General features: G+C 32.5%; 17 protein-coding genes. 12 read left to right on the forward strand and 5 right to left on the reverse strand.

Annotated elements, in window-relative coordinates; genetic code table 11:
* The first annotated feature begins 1 nt into the window (after position 1).
* The 7 genes from GM661_RS08970 to GM661_RS09000 are packed head-to-tail and all read left to right on the forward strand — an operon-like array spanning position 2 to position 7,151.
* The gene (locus GM661_RS08970; RefSeq protein WP_230869683.1) at positions 2 to 1,921 is read left to right on the forward strand and encodes a V-type ATP synthase subunit I; all 1,920 of its coding nucleotides are present in this window, start codon (positions 2 to 4) and stop codon (positions 1,919 to 1,921) included.
* A gap of 50 nt (positions 1,922 to 1,971) precedes the next feature.
* Entirely contained in the window at positions 1,972 to 2,391 is a 420-nt protein-coding gene (locus GM661_RS08975) for an ATP synthase subunit C (RefSeq protein ID WP_230869684.1), read from the forward strand.
* Positions 2,392 to 2,399: 8 nt separating this feature from the next.
* Complete coding sequence (locus tag GM661_RS08980) at positions 2,400 to 2,711, forward strand: V-type ATP synthase subunit F (protein ID WP_230869685.1); 312 nt, start codon at positions 2,400 to 2,402, stop codon at positions 2,709 to 2,711.
* A gap of 21 nt (positions 2,712 to 2,732) precedes the next feature.
* The gene (locus GM661_RS08985; RefSeq protein WP_230869686.1) at positions 2,733 to 3,362 is read left to right on the forward strand and encodes a V-type ATP synthase subunit E; all 630 of its coding nucleotides are present in this window, start codon (positions 2,733 to 2,735) and stop codon (positions 3,360 to 3,362) included.
* Positions 3,363 to 3,370: 8 nt separating this feature from the next.
* Positions 3,371 to 5,143 carry a V-type ATP synthase subunit A gene (locus tag GM661_RS08990; RefSeq protein WP_230869687.1) on the forward strand — a complete coding sequence of 591 codons (1,773 nt, stop codon included), beginning with the start codon at positions 3,371 to 3,373 and terminating at the stop codon, positions 5,141 to 5,143.
* Positions 5,144 to 5,155: 12 nt separating this feature from the next.
* A complete protein-coding gene (locus tag GM661_RS08995) occupies positions 5,156 to 6,550 on the forward strand; it encodes a V-type ATP synthase subunit B (RefSeq protein ID WP_230869688.1) in 1,395 nt (464 codons plus the stop codon).
* Positions 6,537 to 7,151, forward strand: a complete 615-nt coding sequence (locus GM661_RS09000; protein ID WP_230869689.1) for a V-type ATP synthase subunit D — start codon at positions 6,537 to 6,539, stop codon at positions 7,149 to 7,151. Before GM661_RS08995 ends, GM661_RS09000 begins: the two co-directional genes overlap by 14 nt.
* A 72-nt stretch (positions 7,152 to 7,223) precedes the next feature.
* Here GM661_RS09000 and GM661_RS09005 read toward each other — a convergent pair whose 3' ends face one another.
* On the reverse strand, positions 7,224 to 7,688 hold the full coding sequence (locus GM661_RS09005) for an SH3 domain-containing protein (protein WP_230869690.1): 465 nt from the start codon (positions 7,686 to 7,688) through the stop codon (positions 7,224 to 7,226).
* A 259-nt stretch (positions 7,689 to 7,947) separates the two neighbouring features.
* On the opposite strand from GM661_RS09005, the gene GM661_RS09010 reads away from it, so the two are divergent.
* Positions 7,948 to 8,712: an epoxyqueuosine reductase gene (locus tag GM661_RS09010; protein WP_230869691.1), complete on the forward strand. Its 765-nt coding sequence runs from the start codon at positions 7,948 to 7,950 to the stop codon at positions 8,710 to 8,712.
* A 6-nt stretch (positions 8,713 to 8,718) separates the two neighbouring features.
* On the opposite strand, the gene GM661_RS09015 is transcribed toward GM661_RS09010, so the two are convergent.
* Entirely contained in the window at positions 8,719 to 10,068 is a 1,350-nt protein-coding gene (locus GM661_RS09015) for an MATE family efflux transporter (RefSeq protein ID WP_230869692.1), read from the reverse strand.
* A 148-nt stretch (positions 10,069 to 10,216) separates the two neighbouring features.
* Here GM661_RS09015 and GM661_RS09020 point away from each other — a divergent pair, with 148 nt between their 5' ends.
* The 3 genes from GM661_RS09020 to GM661_RS09030 all read left to right on the forward strand — a co-directional run bounded on the left by GM661_RS09020 (position 10,217) and on the right by GM661_RS09030 (position 11,951).
* Positions 10,217 to 10,498 carry a DUF5665 domain-containing protein gene (locus GM661_RS09020; protein ID WP_230869693.1) on the forward strand — a complete coding sequence of 94 codons (282 nt, stop codon included), beginning with the start codon at positions 10,217 to 10,219 and terminating at the stop codon, positions 10,496 to 10,498.
* Between the two features lie 93 nt (positions 10,499 to 10,591).
* Positions 10,592 to 11,029, forward strand: a complete 438-nt coding sequence (gene lspA, locus GM661_RS09025; protein WP_230869694.1) for a signal peptidase II — start codon at positions 10,592 to 10,594, stop codon at positions 11,027 to 11,029.
* Entirely contained in the window at positions 11,022 to 11,951 is a 930-nt protein-coding gene (locus tag GM661_RS09030) for an RluA family pseudouridine synthase (RefSeq protein WP_230869695.1), read from the forward strand. Before lspA ends, GM661_RS09030 begins: the two co-directional genes overlap by 8 nt.
* Positions 11,952 to 12,289: 338 nt before the next feature.
* Here the strand turns inward: GM661_RS09030 and GM661_RS09035 are convergent, their stop codons facing one another.
* From GM661_RS09035 to GM661_RS09045, 3 genes are all read right to left on the reverse strand, one after another.
* On the reverse strand, positions 12,290 to 13,492 hold the full coding sequence (locus tag GM661_RS09035; RefSeq protein ID WP_230869696.1) for a dicarboxylate/amino acid:cation symporter: 1,203 nt from the start codon (positions 13,490 to 13,492) through the stop codon (positions 12,290 to 12,292).
* Positions 13,493 to 13,583: 91 nt separating this feature from the next.
* Complete coding sequence (locus tag GM661_RS09040) at positions 13,584 to 14,900, reverse strand: L-cysteine desulfidase family protein (protein ID WP_230869697.1); 1,317 nt, start codon at positions 14,898 to 14,900, stop codon at positions 13,584 to 13,586.
* A 46-nt stretch (positions 14,901 to 14,946) separates the two neighbouring features.
* Positions 14,947 to 15,321 carry a RidA family protein gene (locus GM661_RS09045; protein WP_230869698.1) on the reverse strand — a complete coding sequence of 125 codons (375 nt, stop codon included), beginning with the start codon at positions 15,319 to 15,321 and terminating at the stop codon, positions 14,947 to 14,949.
* Positions 15,322 to 15,788: 467 nt separating this feature from the next.
* On the opposite strand from GM661_RS09045, the gene GM661_RS09050 reads away from it, so the two are divergent.
* Positions 15,789 to 16,427 carry a helix-turn-helix transcriptional regulator gene (locus GM661_RS09050; protein ID WP_230869699.1) on the forward strand — a complete coding sequence of 213 codons (639 nt, stop codon included), beginning with the start codon at positions 15,789 to 15,791 and terminating at the stop codon, positions 16,425 to 16,427.
* Positions 16,428 to 16,433: the final 6 nt, after the last annotated feature.

Genomic DNA, 16,433 nt, shown 5'->3' on the forward strand with positions numbered 1-16,433 from the left:
AATGGCTATTGCTGCAGTAAAAAAATTTCAGATAGCTGGTTTGAAAAAAGAGATCGACTTGATCTCCAGGGAAATAATTAAAAATGATAATATTGAACTTATTGAGAGAGAGAGTTCAATCAAAAATTTCAAGTCTTATCTTAGGGATAATCCTTATAGCGATTTGTTAAATGAAATAAAGGAGATACTGGATATATTAAAGATTAATAGTAGTAATTCAGGGGTAGGGTTTGCTGACTTTAAGAATTTAAATCTGGAAAATATAAAAAAATATATAAACCCTCTGAGGAAAAGAATTAATAGATTAGAGCGTCTGGAGAAAAAATTCGATCAGGAAGAAGACAGATTGAAGAATCTTAAGCATCATGTCTATCTGATGAGAAATATGGATATTGACCTGGGTGAATTAAAGGAATTATCATATATTTCATTGATATTTGGAAGTATCAATAAAGAGGGTTATCATCGTCTTATTGAAAATATAAATGACCTGCCTATTCTTGTTTTAGAGGTAAACCGGGATGATGAAAAGGTTTGGTTTTTTACCTTTACTAAAAAAGAGCATCATGAAAAGGCCTTAAATATCCTTAAATCCGCTTATTTTGAACAGATTAAATTGCCCCCCAGGGTTAAAGGGCAGCCTAGATATATTTTAAAGAGAATAGAGCATCGATTAGGTAGAATAACTATTTTGCGTGAACAGATAGCCTTAGAATATAAGAAAATGAACCACCGCAGTTCAGAACAATTAATTACTTATCTAGCACGTTTAAAATTTTATAACAAAATTAAAGACATAGCTAATCAATATTATAGTGAATCAGAACATATATTTATTCTGACTGGTTGGATTAGTGCCTATCGTGAGAATGATTTTGCAGAAGAAATAAAAAGTAAATATAAAGATGTGCTTTATTTTAGTAAGGATATTTCTCCAAAGAGCGAGGAAAAGCCGCCAACAATTATGAAAAATCCCGCCTGGGTTAAACCCTTTGAATCTCTGGTAAAACTCTATGGTGTTCCTGCTTATAATGAAAAGGACCCTTCATTATTCCTGGCAATCACGTATATTCTTATGTTTGGTATGATGTTTGGGGACCTGGGACAGGGTTTTGTTTTTACATTCCTAGGGTGGTTAATATATAGTGGTAGATTATCTATAAGCAGTAGAGATAATTCTTATTTGTTCATAAGTCTTGGGATTTCCTCAATGTTCTTCGGCTTATTATATGGTAGTATTTTTGGTATGGAAGATATTATACCAGCATTATTGATCAGGCCGATGGATAATATTATGACCTGGTTAGGTATAACAGTAATTTTAGGTATAATATTGTTGATTATAAGTATGTTGTTTAATCTTAGTAATTCATATCAAAGAAAAGACCTGGCAGAGGGTGTTTTTTCACGCAATGGTTTTAGTGGTTTGTTTTTCTATCTCTTTGCCTTAGCATCACTGGCATCTTTATTGATGAGGGGAAAGTTGATCTTTTCACCGTTGTTCACCCTCGTTTTGTTGATAGTTCCTCTGTTAATGATATTTTTTAAAGCCCCCCTGGCAAGTATGGTTAAAGGAGAGGGTTGGGTTATTCCTGGCAAAACATTAGAGTATTTTCTAGAGTCTTCTTTTGAATTATTTGATACACTATTAGCCTATATGAGTAACACCATTTCATTTGTCAGGATAGGTGCTTTTACCTTAAATCATGTTGGTTTATCAATGGCAGTTATAATTTTATCAGAAATGATGAGTAAAAATATAAGTAGTCTATTGATTTTAATAGTAGGTAATCTTGTAATAATGGGATTGGAGGGTTTAGTTGTAGGGATTCAGATTCTTAGGCTTGAATTCTTTGAACTGTTTGGTAAGTTTTATCGTGGGGATGGAAAAGAATTTGCCCCAGTTAGAATTAATGATTGATGATTTGCATTTATTTATATTAAAAAACTATAAGAAAAGGGGAGTTTAAAATGACAACAGGATTAATTATTGGTTCTTTAATTGTATTGGCAGTCTTAGGTGGGGGTTTTTCTGTTTATAAGTTTAAAGTAAGATGGCTTAAATATGCTTATTTTGCTTTTAATATCACCTTATTAGTCTTCTTATTTTTCTGGGGAGTTAGTTTGGCATTTCCACATCTGGTTTATGCAGCTGAGGCTAATGAAACAGTTAGTTCTGGTAATAGTTTGGGTTATCTTGCTGCTGGTCTATCTGTGGGTATTGCTTCAATTGGCGCTGGGATTGCAGTTGGTATTGCTGGTTCTGCAGCAATTGGTGCTATTAGTGAAAAACCAGAGATATTGGGTAGGGCACTTATTATTATAGGACTGGCTGAAGGTATTGCTATTTATGGTTTGATTATATCTATTATGATCCTAGGTAGGTTATAGGAGTAAAAATGAAGATATTTTGTATTAGTGATAATATAGACACCAATATTGGTCTGCGCTTAGTAGGAGTGGATGGATTAGTTGTTCATGGGAAAGAAGAGGTAATAGAGGTAATTAACACTGTGAGAAACAATAGAGATATCGGTATATTACTTATAACCAGAAAACTTGCTAAATTAGTTCCCGATATCATAGATGATTTAAAATTATCAGCTAATTTACCTCTTATTATTGAAATACCTGATCGGCATGTAAAAAAAGATGAAGATAATGAATATATTACTAAATATGTCAGGGAATCAATTGGTATTAAAGTATAGAATATATTGGGGTGTATGCCTATGGATATTGAAAAAAAAGTGATGGCAATAAGAGGGGAGATTATAGATGAAGTAGAAGAAAAAAAAGAAAGACTTCTTCTTCAAGAAAAGGAAAAATGGGATCAAGAATACAAGGACTTTCAGGATAGACTTAAGTTAAAGGAAGAAGAAATAGAACTCTATTATAAACAAGAAGCCCAGAAAAAGCGGGAACAGATAATTTCAAGGGCCATTTTAGATAGGAAAAAGGTCTATAGAAATAATATAGATCAATGTATTGCTAGGTTTGAGAAAGAACTGGGGAAACAACTCCAATCATTTCGTTCAAAAAAGGAATACATAGAATTTTTGATTAATTCTATTAAAGAAAGTATCAAATTATTAGAGGGTAGTAGTTTTATTATAAATATAAGCAAAGAGGATATTAATCTAAGTGAAAACTTAATCAAGAGATTGGCAGTGGAATTACCTGATTATCATTTTACAATCAAAGAGAATCAAACTGCGATGTCAGGTGGTGTTATTGTTAAGACCAGTAATGGTAATGAAATAGTGGAATATACCTTTAATAGTTTAATTAAAAATTATCAGGAGAAGATAGCGTTGGAGATACAGGAGAATGTTTTTTTGCAGTCTAAGGCTAGGAGTTGATGTTAGAAATGAAAAAACAGGGAGAGATCTCTTATGTAAATGGGCCTGTTATTAAGGCTAGTAATATGACAGGTTATTTGATGAGGGAATTAGTATATGTTGGTGAATCACAACTAATAGGTGAGATAATTGAGTTGGAAGGTGAAAATGCTACCATTCAGGTTTATGAGGAAACAACTGGCATGAAACCAGGGGAGCCTATTTATTCTACAGGGAGACCCCTATCAGTACAACTAGGACCAGGGATTATTGGTAATATTTTTGATGGAATACAGCGGCCTTTACCAGATATAGCTAAAAAAACAGGACCCTTTATAGCCAGGGGTACAAATGTTAATTCCCTTGATTTGGAGAAAGAATGGGATATTAGTTTACTGGTAAAACCTGAAGACAGTCTGAGACCTGGTCAGGTAGTTGCTGAATTAAAGGAAACCAGTGTTATTGTACATAAAATAATGGTTCCTCCAGGTCTTAAGGGTGTAGTGAAAGAGGTTGTGCCAGACGGTAGATATACTGTAGAACAGGAAATTATTAAGCTGGAAGGAGAAAATAATGAAAGACATTCAATAAAATTATATCAGGAATGGCCTATTCGCCAACCCCGTCCATATTATGAAAGGATATCAATAGGACAACCGCTACTTACCGGGCAGCGGGTATTTGATACCTTTTTCCCTTTAGCTAAGGGTGGTACGGCAGCAATACCAGGCGGTTTTGGCGCTGGAAAAACAATGACTCAACACCAATTAGCTAAATGGTCTGATGCAGATTTGATTATCTATGTTGGTTGTGGGGAAAGGGGGAATGAAATGACAGATGTTTTAGAAGAATTCCCTGAATTGGAAGACCCTGCTACCGGTAAATCTATGATGGAACGAACTGTTCTGATAGCCAACACATCGAATATGCCTGTTGCTGCCCGTGAGGCTAGTATATATACTGGGATTACCCTGGCAGAGTATTACCGCGATATGGGGTTTAATGTGGCCTTAATGGCTGATTCTACTTCGCGCTGGGCAGAGGCTTTACGGGAGATATCAGGAAGATTAGAGGAAATGCCGGCTGAGGAGGGTTTTCCTGCTTATTTACCAACTAGATTGGCTGAATTTTATGAAAGGGCAGGTTATGTTAAAACCCTTGACCAGCAGCGGGAGGGTTCTATATCATTGATCGGGGCTGTTTCACCACCAGGTGCTGATTTTTCTGAACCTGTTACTCAGAATACTAAAAGATTTGTTAGGTGTTTCTGGGCCCTTGATAAATCACTAGCCAGCTCCCGCCATTTTCCGGCTGTTAGCTGGTTGGAGAGTTATAGTGAATACTTGGATGATTTAAAACCCTGGCTGCAGAAAAATGTAAGTGAAGATTGGCTAGAATTACGGAATAGGGCAATGACTTTACTTAAAGAGGAAGCCAGGCTACAGGAGATAGTAAAATTAGTAGGTGAAGATGTCCTGCCAGATAATCAACGATTAATACTGGAGATTGCCAGGTTAATTAAGGTAGGTTTTTTACAACAAAATGCCTTTAGTAAAATAGATCGTTACTCTACCCAGGAGAAACAATACTGGATGTTAAAGATTATTTTATATCTCTATGACCAGGCCTTACCATTAATAAAAAAGAACATTCCAGTGAGTAAATTAAAAGACGAAGGATTATTTAGCAAAATAATGAAGATGAAAGATAGTATTCCCAATGACAAAATAGAGGAATTTAAAAAGTTAAAAGATGAGATAGAAGGCTTTTATCAAGAAATATGGAATAACTACCAGAGTTAGTGGGGGATTACAATGTTAATAAAAGAATATAGTGGTTTAACACAAATTAATGGCCCTCTTGTAATTGTTGAAGGTATAGGAGATGTGGGATATGATGAAATGGTTGAAATAACCCCTCCAACAGGAGAAACTAGAAAAGGCCGGGTTTTACAGGTAAGCAATCATAGGGCTGTGATTCAGGTTTTCGAAGGGACAAATGGCTTAAATATTAATGAGACAAGGGTAAAGTTTTTACAGCATCCCATGGAAATACCTTTGTCAAAGGAGATATTAGGTAGGGTGTTTAATGGTGTAGCAGAACCACTTGATCAGGGTGGACCTGTTTTTGCTAAGGAAAAATATAATGTAAATGGAGAACCAATTAATCCCTTTGCCAGAAAATATCCGCGGAATTATATCCAAACCGGTATTTCAGCTATAGATGGCTTAATGACTTTAATTCGCGGTCAAAAATTGCCTATCTTTTCTGGAAATGGTCTGCCACATAATCAACTAGCTGCCCAGATTACCAGACAGGCCAGACTGGGTGATCAGTTGGAAGATTTTGCTGTAGTATTTGTTGCTATGGGGATTAAACATGATGAGGCAGATTATTTTGTTAAGAGTTTTGAAGATAGTGGTGTTTTACAGAATGTAGTAATGTATATTAATTTAGCTGATGATCCCTCTGTAGAACGTATTATTGCCCCGCGGGTTGGTTTGACAGCTGCTGAATATCTTGCTTTTGAAGAAGATATGCATATACTTGTTATTATGACAGATATGACAAGTTATTCTGAAGCCCTACGTGAACTTTCTTCAAGGAGGGGCGAGGTTCCAAGCAGAAAGGGATATCCTGGTTACCTATATAGTGATCTGGCTGGTTTATATGAACGTGCTGGTATGATCAAGGGCAAGAAAGGTTCTATTACCCAGATTCCAATACTTACTATGCCTAATGATGATATAACCCACCCTGTTCCTGATTTGACAGGCTATATAACCGAAGGTCAGATAGTATTACAGCGTGATTTATATCAAAAGGGGGTCTACCCACCTGTTAATATTTTACCATCATTATCAAGGTTGATGAAAGATGGTATTGGTGAGGGTTATACTAGAGAGGACCACCCTGGGATTTCCAGTCAATTATATGCAGCCTATGCCCATGTCCAGGAAGTAAAAGCCCTGGCTTCAGTAATTGGTGAAGATGAGCTGTCAAAAAGGGATCAGATGTATCTGGAATTGGGTAGGACTTTTGAGGATGTTTTTTTAAATCAGGATCGTAATGAAGATCGTAGTATTGAGCAAACCTTAAATCTTGCCTGGGAGATTGTAGCCAATTTACCTAAAACAGAATTAGATAGGGTCTCGGCTGATATGATAGCTAAATATTATAGGGGGAAAGAAAACAATGGAGAAACTTAATTTATCTCCAACAAAGAGTAATTTAACAAGTATCAAAGGGTCTTTAGAATTTGCTCAAGAGGGTTATGAATTATTAGATAAAAAAAGAAATGTACTTATTCAGGAGATGATGAAAAGGATAGATGAAGCACGGGAGATACAATCAGAGATAAATGAATATTTTTTTGAAGCCTACCAGGCACTGCAATCTGTTGATATTACCCAGGGAATTAAGACCGTAGAAGAGATTGCTACTGGTATAGATTTTATTGATAATATAAAAATAAGGAGTTATAGTGTAATGGGGGTTGAAATACCAGAAGTTGAGGCCTTATCAGAAGAAATAAGCCCACATTATAGTTTTTATAGAACAAATATGGCTTTAGATAGGGCTTATAAGAACTTTCAAAGGGTAGTTTCCCTGATAACACGTTTAGCAGAGATTGAGACATCTGTCTATCGCTTAGCTACTTCAATAAAAAAGACGCAAAAACGGGCAAATGCCCTTGACAATATTTTGATTCCTCGTTATAAAAATACTGTAAAGTTTATACAGGATACTTTAGAAGAAAAAGAAAGAGAAGACTTTTATAGGGTTAAGATGTTAAAAGGTAATTTATAATCTGGTTTTTAGAATTTCAAATATAAAACCCTGAAGATACTATAATATAGTATCTTCAGGGTTTTATATTTTTTAATGTGTTTCTACATCACTGGCACCATTGTTTCTGAAATGTGAGGCTATATCATTAACTTTATCTTCTTCTGTTTCAACAGCAGCAAGGATCTTACCGCTTTTTACTTCGTTTTCATAATAGTTTCCTCGTTCTTCTGGAATACCCATATCAACAAGTCCACCTGCAATACCTCCGGCAGCTGCGCCAGATAGCCCTGCTGCAATTGGGCCTACTGCTAGAATTGGTCCTATACCAGGTATGGCCAGTGCTCCTACACTGGCTGCTAGGCCTGCCAGGCCACCCAGGGCACCACCAGTTGCGGTTCCATTAGTAAGGTTTTGGTTCATATAACCAGTATCATTATTTTCTTCATCCCGGGCTACCATTGAAATCTTATCCTCACTTATCCCGGCTTTTTTGATTTGTTTTAAGGCCTGTTCTGCATTTCCTTGCTTATCAAACACACCAATAACTGTCGACATATAAAAACCTCCTTTAAATTTGTTTATTAATATAATAGCCTTTATTATATTTTTTTATTCTGTTTTAAAAAATAACTGTCAATATGCTTACGAAAATAATAATTAGTTATAAAGCTTTTTTATTGGAGGCTTTTTTGATATAATACCTATAAATAAAGAAATAATGAAAAAGAAGTTGAATTATAGAGCTAATAAGAAAAAACAGGTAATAATACTGGAATTAAACTATTAATACAATTAAATGGTTTGGGTGGTATATATGTGTAACAATGTATTGGATATATTGATAAAAGAATTTGTTAAAAAATACCCTTTACGAAACAGAACAAAAATAAAGTGGAAGGAACCTTTAATAGCCTATGCCAAAGCAGATGATAAGATGTTTTTACAGCTTAAAGAGGTGGTTAGTGCTTCACATGCACTACCTAAGGATTTAATGGATGATGCTGCTACTGTGATTGTATATTTTATACCATTTAGGAAAGAACTGGTCAGGACTAATGCTGTAGAACAGTCAGCTTCAAAGGAATGGGCAGAGGCCTATATCGATACAAATCAATTAATTAGTGACCTCAATAATTATATAAATAAAATCATAGTAAAAAGTGGCTATAAAACCAGTAGTATACCAGCAACCCATAACTTTGATCAGGAAAGTTTATTAAGTGATTGGTCACACCGACATATTGGTTTTATTGCTGGATTAGGTAAGTTTGGGCTTAATAATATGTTGATCACAGAAAAAGGGTGTTGTGGTAGAATTGGGAGTATAATTACAAATTTACATATCACACCTACTGAGCGAAAAGAAGGGGAATATTGTTTATATAAAGCTAAAGGTGTTTGTAAAATTTGTATTTCAAAGTGTGTTAATCAGGCTTTACAGTTAGATAGTTATGATAGACATCTCTGTTATGAAATGAGTCTCAGTAATGATAGAAAATATAATGGGTTGGGAAAGACAGATGTATGTGGTAAATGTCTTATTGAGTTACCTTGCTCTTTTACTAAACCGCTTAAGTAGTGATAATTAGAACATGGTTATTCTTGCCCATTCCATGTCTATAAACCGTTTATACATAAAATAGGAAAAAACAAGGAATGAGCTTATCTCCGCATACCACACACTTGTAACACCATAATTGAAGTATTTTACTAAAATATAACAGAGAGGCACAAATATTGTCCAGAGTCTTAATGAAGTAATCAACATAACCCCTTTTGTATCCCCTGTTCCGCGGAGAGCGCCACTAATTATTATCATAAAGGCAAGTAATGGTTGATTAAAACCTGCAATTTTCATAGTAAAGGTTGCTGCGTTTATTAGCTTGGTATCACTGGTAAAGAGAGTTAGAATGGGAACAGGAAAAACAAAAAAAATAATCCCCATAAGAATACCCCAGATTATTCCCATAAATCCAGCTGCTTTACCAGTTTGCAATGATTTTTTAGGATTTTGTTCACCCAACCGTTTACCGACAAGGGTTGCTGTAGCTATTGATATACCTATAGCAGGCATAAATGAAGCTGATTCTATGTTTATTAATATTCTGTATGCTGCTTCAGATGTTGTATCAAGTAGGGAGATTATGATACTATTTACAAAAAAGGCAGCTTGCATAAAAAATTGTTCCAGGGCTGCAGCATAACTGAGATTCCATAGGGGTTTTAGTATATAAGCTGATAGCTTTAAATTACTCAATTTGATTTTAATCTTGTTTTTCCCTTTTATTAATATTATAAGATACAAAATTGCTGCTATTCCGCGCGCAATAGAAGTAGAAAGGGCTGCCCCTTTGATACCTAATTCCGGGAAAAAGGAGTAACCTGTCATTAATATATAATTCCCTATAATATTTAATATATTGGCGATTCCTGTGATAAACATGGGTGTTTTAGTATCACCGGCTCCACGCAGACTGGCTGCAGCAGCAAAAGAAATAAACATAAAGAACTGGCTAATGGCTACATTATTAAAATAGTCAACACTCATTTGATATACTAGCTCTGAGACTGAGAAGATATTAAGTATGCTTTCGGAAAAAATAAGGGCTGTTAGAAAAATTAATATCCCCAGGAAAAAATTAAGGCTCAGGTTTTCCCCGACTATTTTATTTAGTCTTTGATAATTTTTTTCTCCATAGCTTCGGGCAACCATAGCGGTGGCACCGGCATTAAATGATGTAAAAACATAGATTAATGTAAAAATAATTTGATTGGCAAAACCAACTGCTGATAAACCTTCTTTACCTATTATATGGCTAATCATTAGTGTATCTGCCATTCCCACTAATGTATTTAAAGCCATTTCCAGTATAGCAGGGAAAGCCAGTATGCTAATATTTTTGATTATGTTTTTATGCCTAATAATTGTTTTCATAAGATTACCTCTTCAGATGTAATATATTACTATTTTTATAAATTTGTTTTATCATAACACAAAAAACTAAAGAGGGGAAGGGTTTTTTACTAGCTTGTATAAAATATGGGTTAAAAGAAATAATAACAAAGTCAGGTAGGTGTAGTAAATGGAAGAAAATGATAGAGATATTATAAACAAAATCGATAAATTAGCTGAGAGAATGGAAAATATTAAGATTGCAGAATATATTGAACTGGTACGTTCCCCTAGAAGGATGCTTTTTATTAATTTTATTGCAGGTTTAGCCAGGGGTCTGGGGATTGCTATTGGTGCTACTGTTCTCGGAGCCCTTTTTCTGATATTTCTCTTTGATTTAGCACAATCAAATATCCCTATAATTGCAGAGTTTGTTGCAAAAATAATTAAAATTGTTGAAACCTATCTTTAGAACCTTATATACTTATATATTAAGAGTAGTTTTTAAATCTTGTTTTAATTAGCAATCTATAATAAAATAAACAGAGACAGGGGTAGTTATATTATGCTGTATTTTTCAATCTTATTTATATCAATTTGTGATCAATTAATTAAAGTAATAATAAGTAAAAATCTGTATATCACTCAATCTATACCAGTAATCAATAATTTTTTTCACCTTACTTATATTCATAACAGGGGGGCTGGTTTTGGAATACTAGCTGGTTATAAAAATCTATTTATTTTTTTATCTATTATTATAATTGTTTTATTATTAATATATAGAAATAATTGCATAAAAAACAATTTCTTTGACCTGGCCATAGGTATTATCATAGGAGGGGCTTTAGGAAATTTAGTAGATCGTATCCGCTTGGGATATGTAATAGATTATCTTGATTTCAGGATTTGGCCTGTTTTTAATCTTGCTGATACAGCAATTGTGACTGGTACCTTTTTATTTATTATATATTACTGGGGAGTAGAAAAGAACAATGAATAATAAAATTTATAGGGTAGAAAAAAGTGATTTCTTTAATATGCGTCTCGATAAGTATTTAGCTTTAAAGAATAAAGACCTTTCCCGTTCATATATTAAGAGATTAATTGATGAGGAAAGGGTTACTGTTAATAAAGGGCTTACTAAGGGAAGTTATAAGATAAGAAAAGGTGATCTTATTGAGTTGAAATTTCCTGAGCCAGTTGAAATGAAAATTAAGGCAGTTGACATGAATTTAGATATAATCTATGAGGATAGTGATATTTTGGTAGTTAATAAACCACCGGGTTTAGTTGTTCATCCAGTACCTGGCAATTATAATAACACTTTGGTTAATGGTCTGCTTTCATACACAGATGACCTATCAGGTATTAATGGTATCAAGAGACCTGGTATTGTTCATAGACTAGATAAAGATACTTCAGGGGTGCTTATTGTAGCTAAAAATGACCAAAGTCACCGTAATCTTGTTCAACAGTTTAAGAATAGAACAAACAAAAAAATATATCATGCCCTTTTAAAGGGTTATCTTCCACATGATCAAGGTATAATCAAGGCCCCCATAGGAAGGGATAAGTTTGATAGAAAAAAGATGGCTGTTGTCAAAGAAAACAGTAAAGAGGCAGTCAGCAGATTTTCGGTAATTGAGAGATTTGATAACTATACATATGTAGAGGTAAAAATAGAGACTGGTAGGACACATCAAATCCGGGTTCATTTTGCTTATTTGGGCTATCCCATTGTTGGTGACCTTAAATATGGTAAAAAAATAAGGGATAAGAAGTTACTGTTTGTTACTAGGCAGATGCTGCATGCCTATCAATTAGGTGTTAAACACCCTATTGATGGTAAATGGATGGAATTTAAGGCTGTATTACCAGATGATTTTAATAATATACTTACTGTTTTAAGGGAAAAGTCTTGATCGAGTTTGAAGAATTAAATTTTTTCATTTTTTTGTTTTTGTGATAGAATTATTTTGGGATCTTCTTTTTCTAAAATGTTTTTTATTCAAAAACATTTTATTAGAGAATAAAGGAGATCCCATTTTTTATGTAAAAAATTTATATTAATTTTAAATTATGTCAAAAGGTATAAATAGGGGATGTATAATCCCCGGCGGTATATACTTATACTTTTTGAACAGACTCTTTAAGGTTTGAAAGTTATTAATTCGGACTATATTTTTTAGTTGCTGAATTCAAGTTAGATATTTTTTGGGCAAAAAACTAAATGTTAATTAATTTTAACTATTTGTTAAATTTAAGATAAGTTTATTGTTTCTCTAACCTCGTTAATCTCCTTTTTACGATTTCTAAAAATTCCTGTTAACATCAATGCTATAGCTCCATCACCTGTTACATTACATGCGGTCCCAAAACTATCTTGAATTGCAAAGATTGTAAGAACAAGTCCTACTCCAGATTGGTCAAAACCAAGTATACTTGTTATTAATCCTAAAGAGGCCATAACTGTTCCACCAGGTACTCCAGGTGCTCCAATTGCAAATATACCAAGTAATACTATAAAAGTTATCATTATAGAGACTGGAGGAATATAACCATATAAAAGCTGAGATACTGTCATTACAAAGAACGTTTCTGTAAGTACTGAACCACATAAATGAATTGTAGCTCCTAAAGGTATGACAAAGTCAACTATTTTTTTATTTAATATTTTTGATTTACTAGCACATTTTAGTGCAACAGGAAGAGTTGCTGCACTTGACATAGTTCCAACAGCAGTTAGATAGGCAGGCAAATAATGTCTAATGACTTCTAAAGGGTTCTGTTTTGAAATAAATCCACCAAGTAAATATAATAAAGTAAGCCAAATAAAATGTCCGACAAGAATAATAAAGATAACTTTGACAAAGACTGGTAAATGTTCAGTTATAGTTCCTTCATAAGCAAGACTAGAAAATGTTCCTGCAATAAAGAAGGGAAGTATAGGTATTATAATTTTATTAACTATACCCAATATCATATTTTGAAATTCATTTAGTATTTTTTCAAAAGTAGACGATTTAGTCCAAGCAACAGATAATCCTAAAAACAATGCTAATACTAAAGCGGTCATTACTGGCATAACAGCTGGGATTTCAAGATTAAATATTATTTTAGGTAATTCTTTTAAATTTGAAGCCTGACTATTAATATTTAAATGTGGAATAATAGAATACCCGGCAATACATGAAAAAGAAGCAGCTCCAACTGAAGATACATAAGCTATTAATACTGCTGTTCCTAACATTTTACTAGCATTAGATTTAAGATTTGCAATAGAAGGAGCGATAAATCCAATTATCACCAATGGAACAGAATAAAATATTATTTGACCTAAAATATTTTTAATAGTTAAAATAATCTGCATAACTTCTTTAGATGCAAACAATCCCAGAATAATTCCCAAGATTACCCCTAAGATTAATTTCATAACTAAATTGGATTTAATTTTTTTTAACATATTAACCACCTCATTATTTTTAATTATCATTTTGTCAAAAATTATCAAAAAATTTCAAATGTTACAAAAAACATAATTCAAACTTATTTACTTAAGCCTTCATTATTTCAACTATAGTTTCATCAGTTTTTGATAATCCTTTTTTACAGAGTATTGCTATATTCTTAATAGTTTCTTCTATACTGTTTCCAATAATACCTACTTTTAAAGGAATGATAACATTATTATAAGCCATATAAGAAGCAATAACAGCTTCTCCAGCTGATGTAGAAAGTTTAAGTGAACAACTTTCCTTAGCACCATCACAAAGCATACCAGTTATATTGGCAAGCATGTTTTGGGCTGCACCTTCAATTTCTTTTTCTTTACCACCTAAAAGCCAGGTTATACCAGCACTAGCTCCTATCCCTGCACCAATAGCGCATCCACAAATAGCAGATAGTTTACCAGTATATGCTTTTATAAAATTATTTATTGCATGTCCAAAAAATGTTGCTCTAATAAGTTTTTCTTGAGAAGCATTTACTTCTTCGGCTACAACAAAAATAGGAAGTATTACTCCTAAACCTTGATTTCCACTACCTCCACTAGTCATAATAGGGCAATTTCCTCCACCCATTCTTATATCTGCCCCTGCTGCTGTTAAAATTCTTGCTTTAATAGAAGCATCATTTGCTATTTTACCTTCCTTCTGCAGTTTCAAAAGCGAAGCTCCCCACCGTAAGCTGTTTTTTTTCTTTAGCCCCTCTTGAGCTGCTTTTTTATTGATATCAATACCTTCAAGTATAAAATCAAGTTCTTTTATGTCAATTTCTTCAGATATTTTTTTGATTTCATTAAAGGTCATCTTTTTTAAAAATTCACTAGAAATGGTTTTGTCACCTACAGATTTATCTTCAAATACCTTTTCCCCATCTATTTCAATAAACTTTATATCAGTATGCCCTCCTTCTAAAACTACTTTAACATTATTTTTTTCACCTTTAAGCTCGACCTGAACAAATACATCATTTACATCTAATACAGGAATTATTTTGATTAACTTTCTTTTTAAAATGTTATTAGCCTTTTTAATATAAGTTTTATTAACATCAGCAAAAATACATAAGCTATTAGCAGAATTGCCACAAACAAGGCTTAAAGCTGCTGCTAAATCCAATCCGGTTTTATTAGTATTAGGAATAATAACAGATTTTCCGTTTTTAAATATATTAATACTTACTTGAATATTAATTGTCGTTATATCTTTTTCAAGATTAATATTTCCAATTTTCTTTTCTAGATGTTCTTTAGCAATTGCCGTAGCAAATGCAATTGCTACTGGTTCAGTACAGCCTATTGCAGGAATTGTTCTTTGTTTAATGAGGGTTAATAGTTTTTTCTGATTTTTATGATTATGATTAATCATATTTTTGATCCTCCTTTTTCTTTATTACATTAATATTTATTATAAATTACTTAGCTATAAGCTCTATTTCCAATAATGAATCTTTTGGTAATTTGGAAACTTCAATACATGATCGAGCTGGTGGATTGGAAAGAAAATATTTTTTATAAATTTGATTTACTTTTTCAAAATACTTCATATCAGACAGAAAAATTGTTGTTTTAATTACATTATCAAATTTATAACCTGCATAAGCTAAAATTTCTTTTAAATTTTTCATTACTTGAATAGTCTGTTTTTCAATATCTTTTTCAACCATGGAACCAGTTTTGGGGTTAATTGGAATCTGGCCTGAAGTAAATACAAAACCATCCACCATAATTGCTTGAGAATATGGTCCAATTGATTTTGGAGCCTTGTCAGATTTTATTTGTTTTTTCATTAGATTTTACCTCCTGTATAATATAATTAAGTTTATTTACCAACTGTAACACTTGTAGTCTAGATTATTTTTATTCTAGATTATATATAGGTTGAAAATTAAACTTTTTTGTTGCACAGAAATATTCTTAGAAATATTCTTTGTGCTTCATTAAATCAACCCCTTTCTAGTATTATCATGATAAAAAATAAAATTTAACGATGATTATTTTTTATCATGATAATAACTTATCTTTATAATAACAATTTATTATAAAGATGTCAATACATTTTTTGATAAATTTTAGAAATTTATTTTAATTTATATGGTATTTCAAAGAGTCTGGTTATTATGTAATAAACTCTATTTGATAATAATATATTGACAAACAAATAATTTATTGTTATTATAAATTAAAGTTTCAATAATAAATTTTTATTAGATGAGGTTTCAAAATGTTGAGTTTGTTAGAGTTAGAGGAGGAAAAAATGGATAATATTTTGGATAAGTATAAAACTTTGGTTGGATTTTTGGCAGAAGTATTAGGTGAAAGTTATGAGATTGTGTTACATGATTTGAGTAATTTTGAGAATTCAATAATTGCCATTGAAAATGGTCATATTAGTGGAAGAAAGAAAGGAGATGCATTGACTGATTTAGCATTAAAGATTGTAAATGATGAGAATAATCTTAAAGAAGAATACTTAACTAATTATACTGGAAAAACTAAAAAAAATAAGAATTTAAGGTCTTCAACTTTTTTTATACGGAATGATAAAAATAAAGTAATTGGCATGCTTTGTATAAATTTTGATGTAACAAAACTTATTTATGCAAGGGATATGCTTGATAAATTAATTAATGGTGATAAAAAAATAAATAAAATCACTGAAGAAAAATTTCCAGAGAAGTTTACAAATTCTATTGAAGAATTAATGCACTTAATTATAGAAAATAGCATTAAAGAAATGTCAATTCCCCCCAAAAGAATGACAGCAGATGAAAAGAAAGAGATAGTCAAAAAACTTGATAATCAAGGAGTTTTTTTGCTTAAAAATTCAGTTACAGAAGTTGCTAAAGAGTTAGAAACTTCTGAAGCTACTATTTATCGTTATTTAAATAACTAAGACAAA

It is taken from the genome of Iocasia fonsfrigidae (assembly GCF_017751145.1).
Taxonomy (GTDB): Bacteria; Bacillota; Halanaerobiia; order Halanaerobiales; family DTU029; genus Iocasia; species Iocasia fonsfrigidae.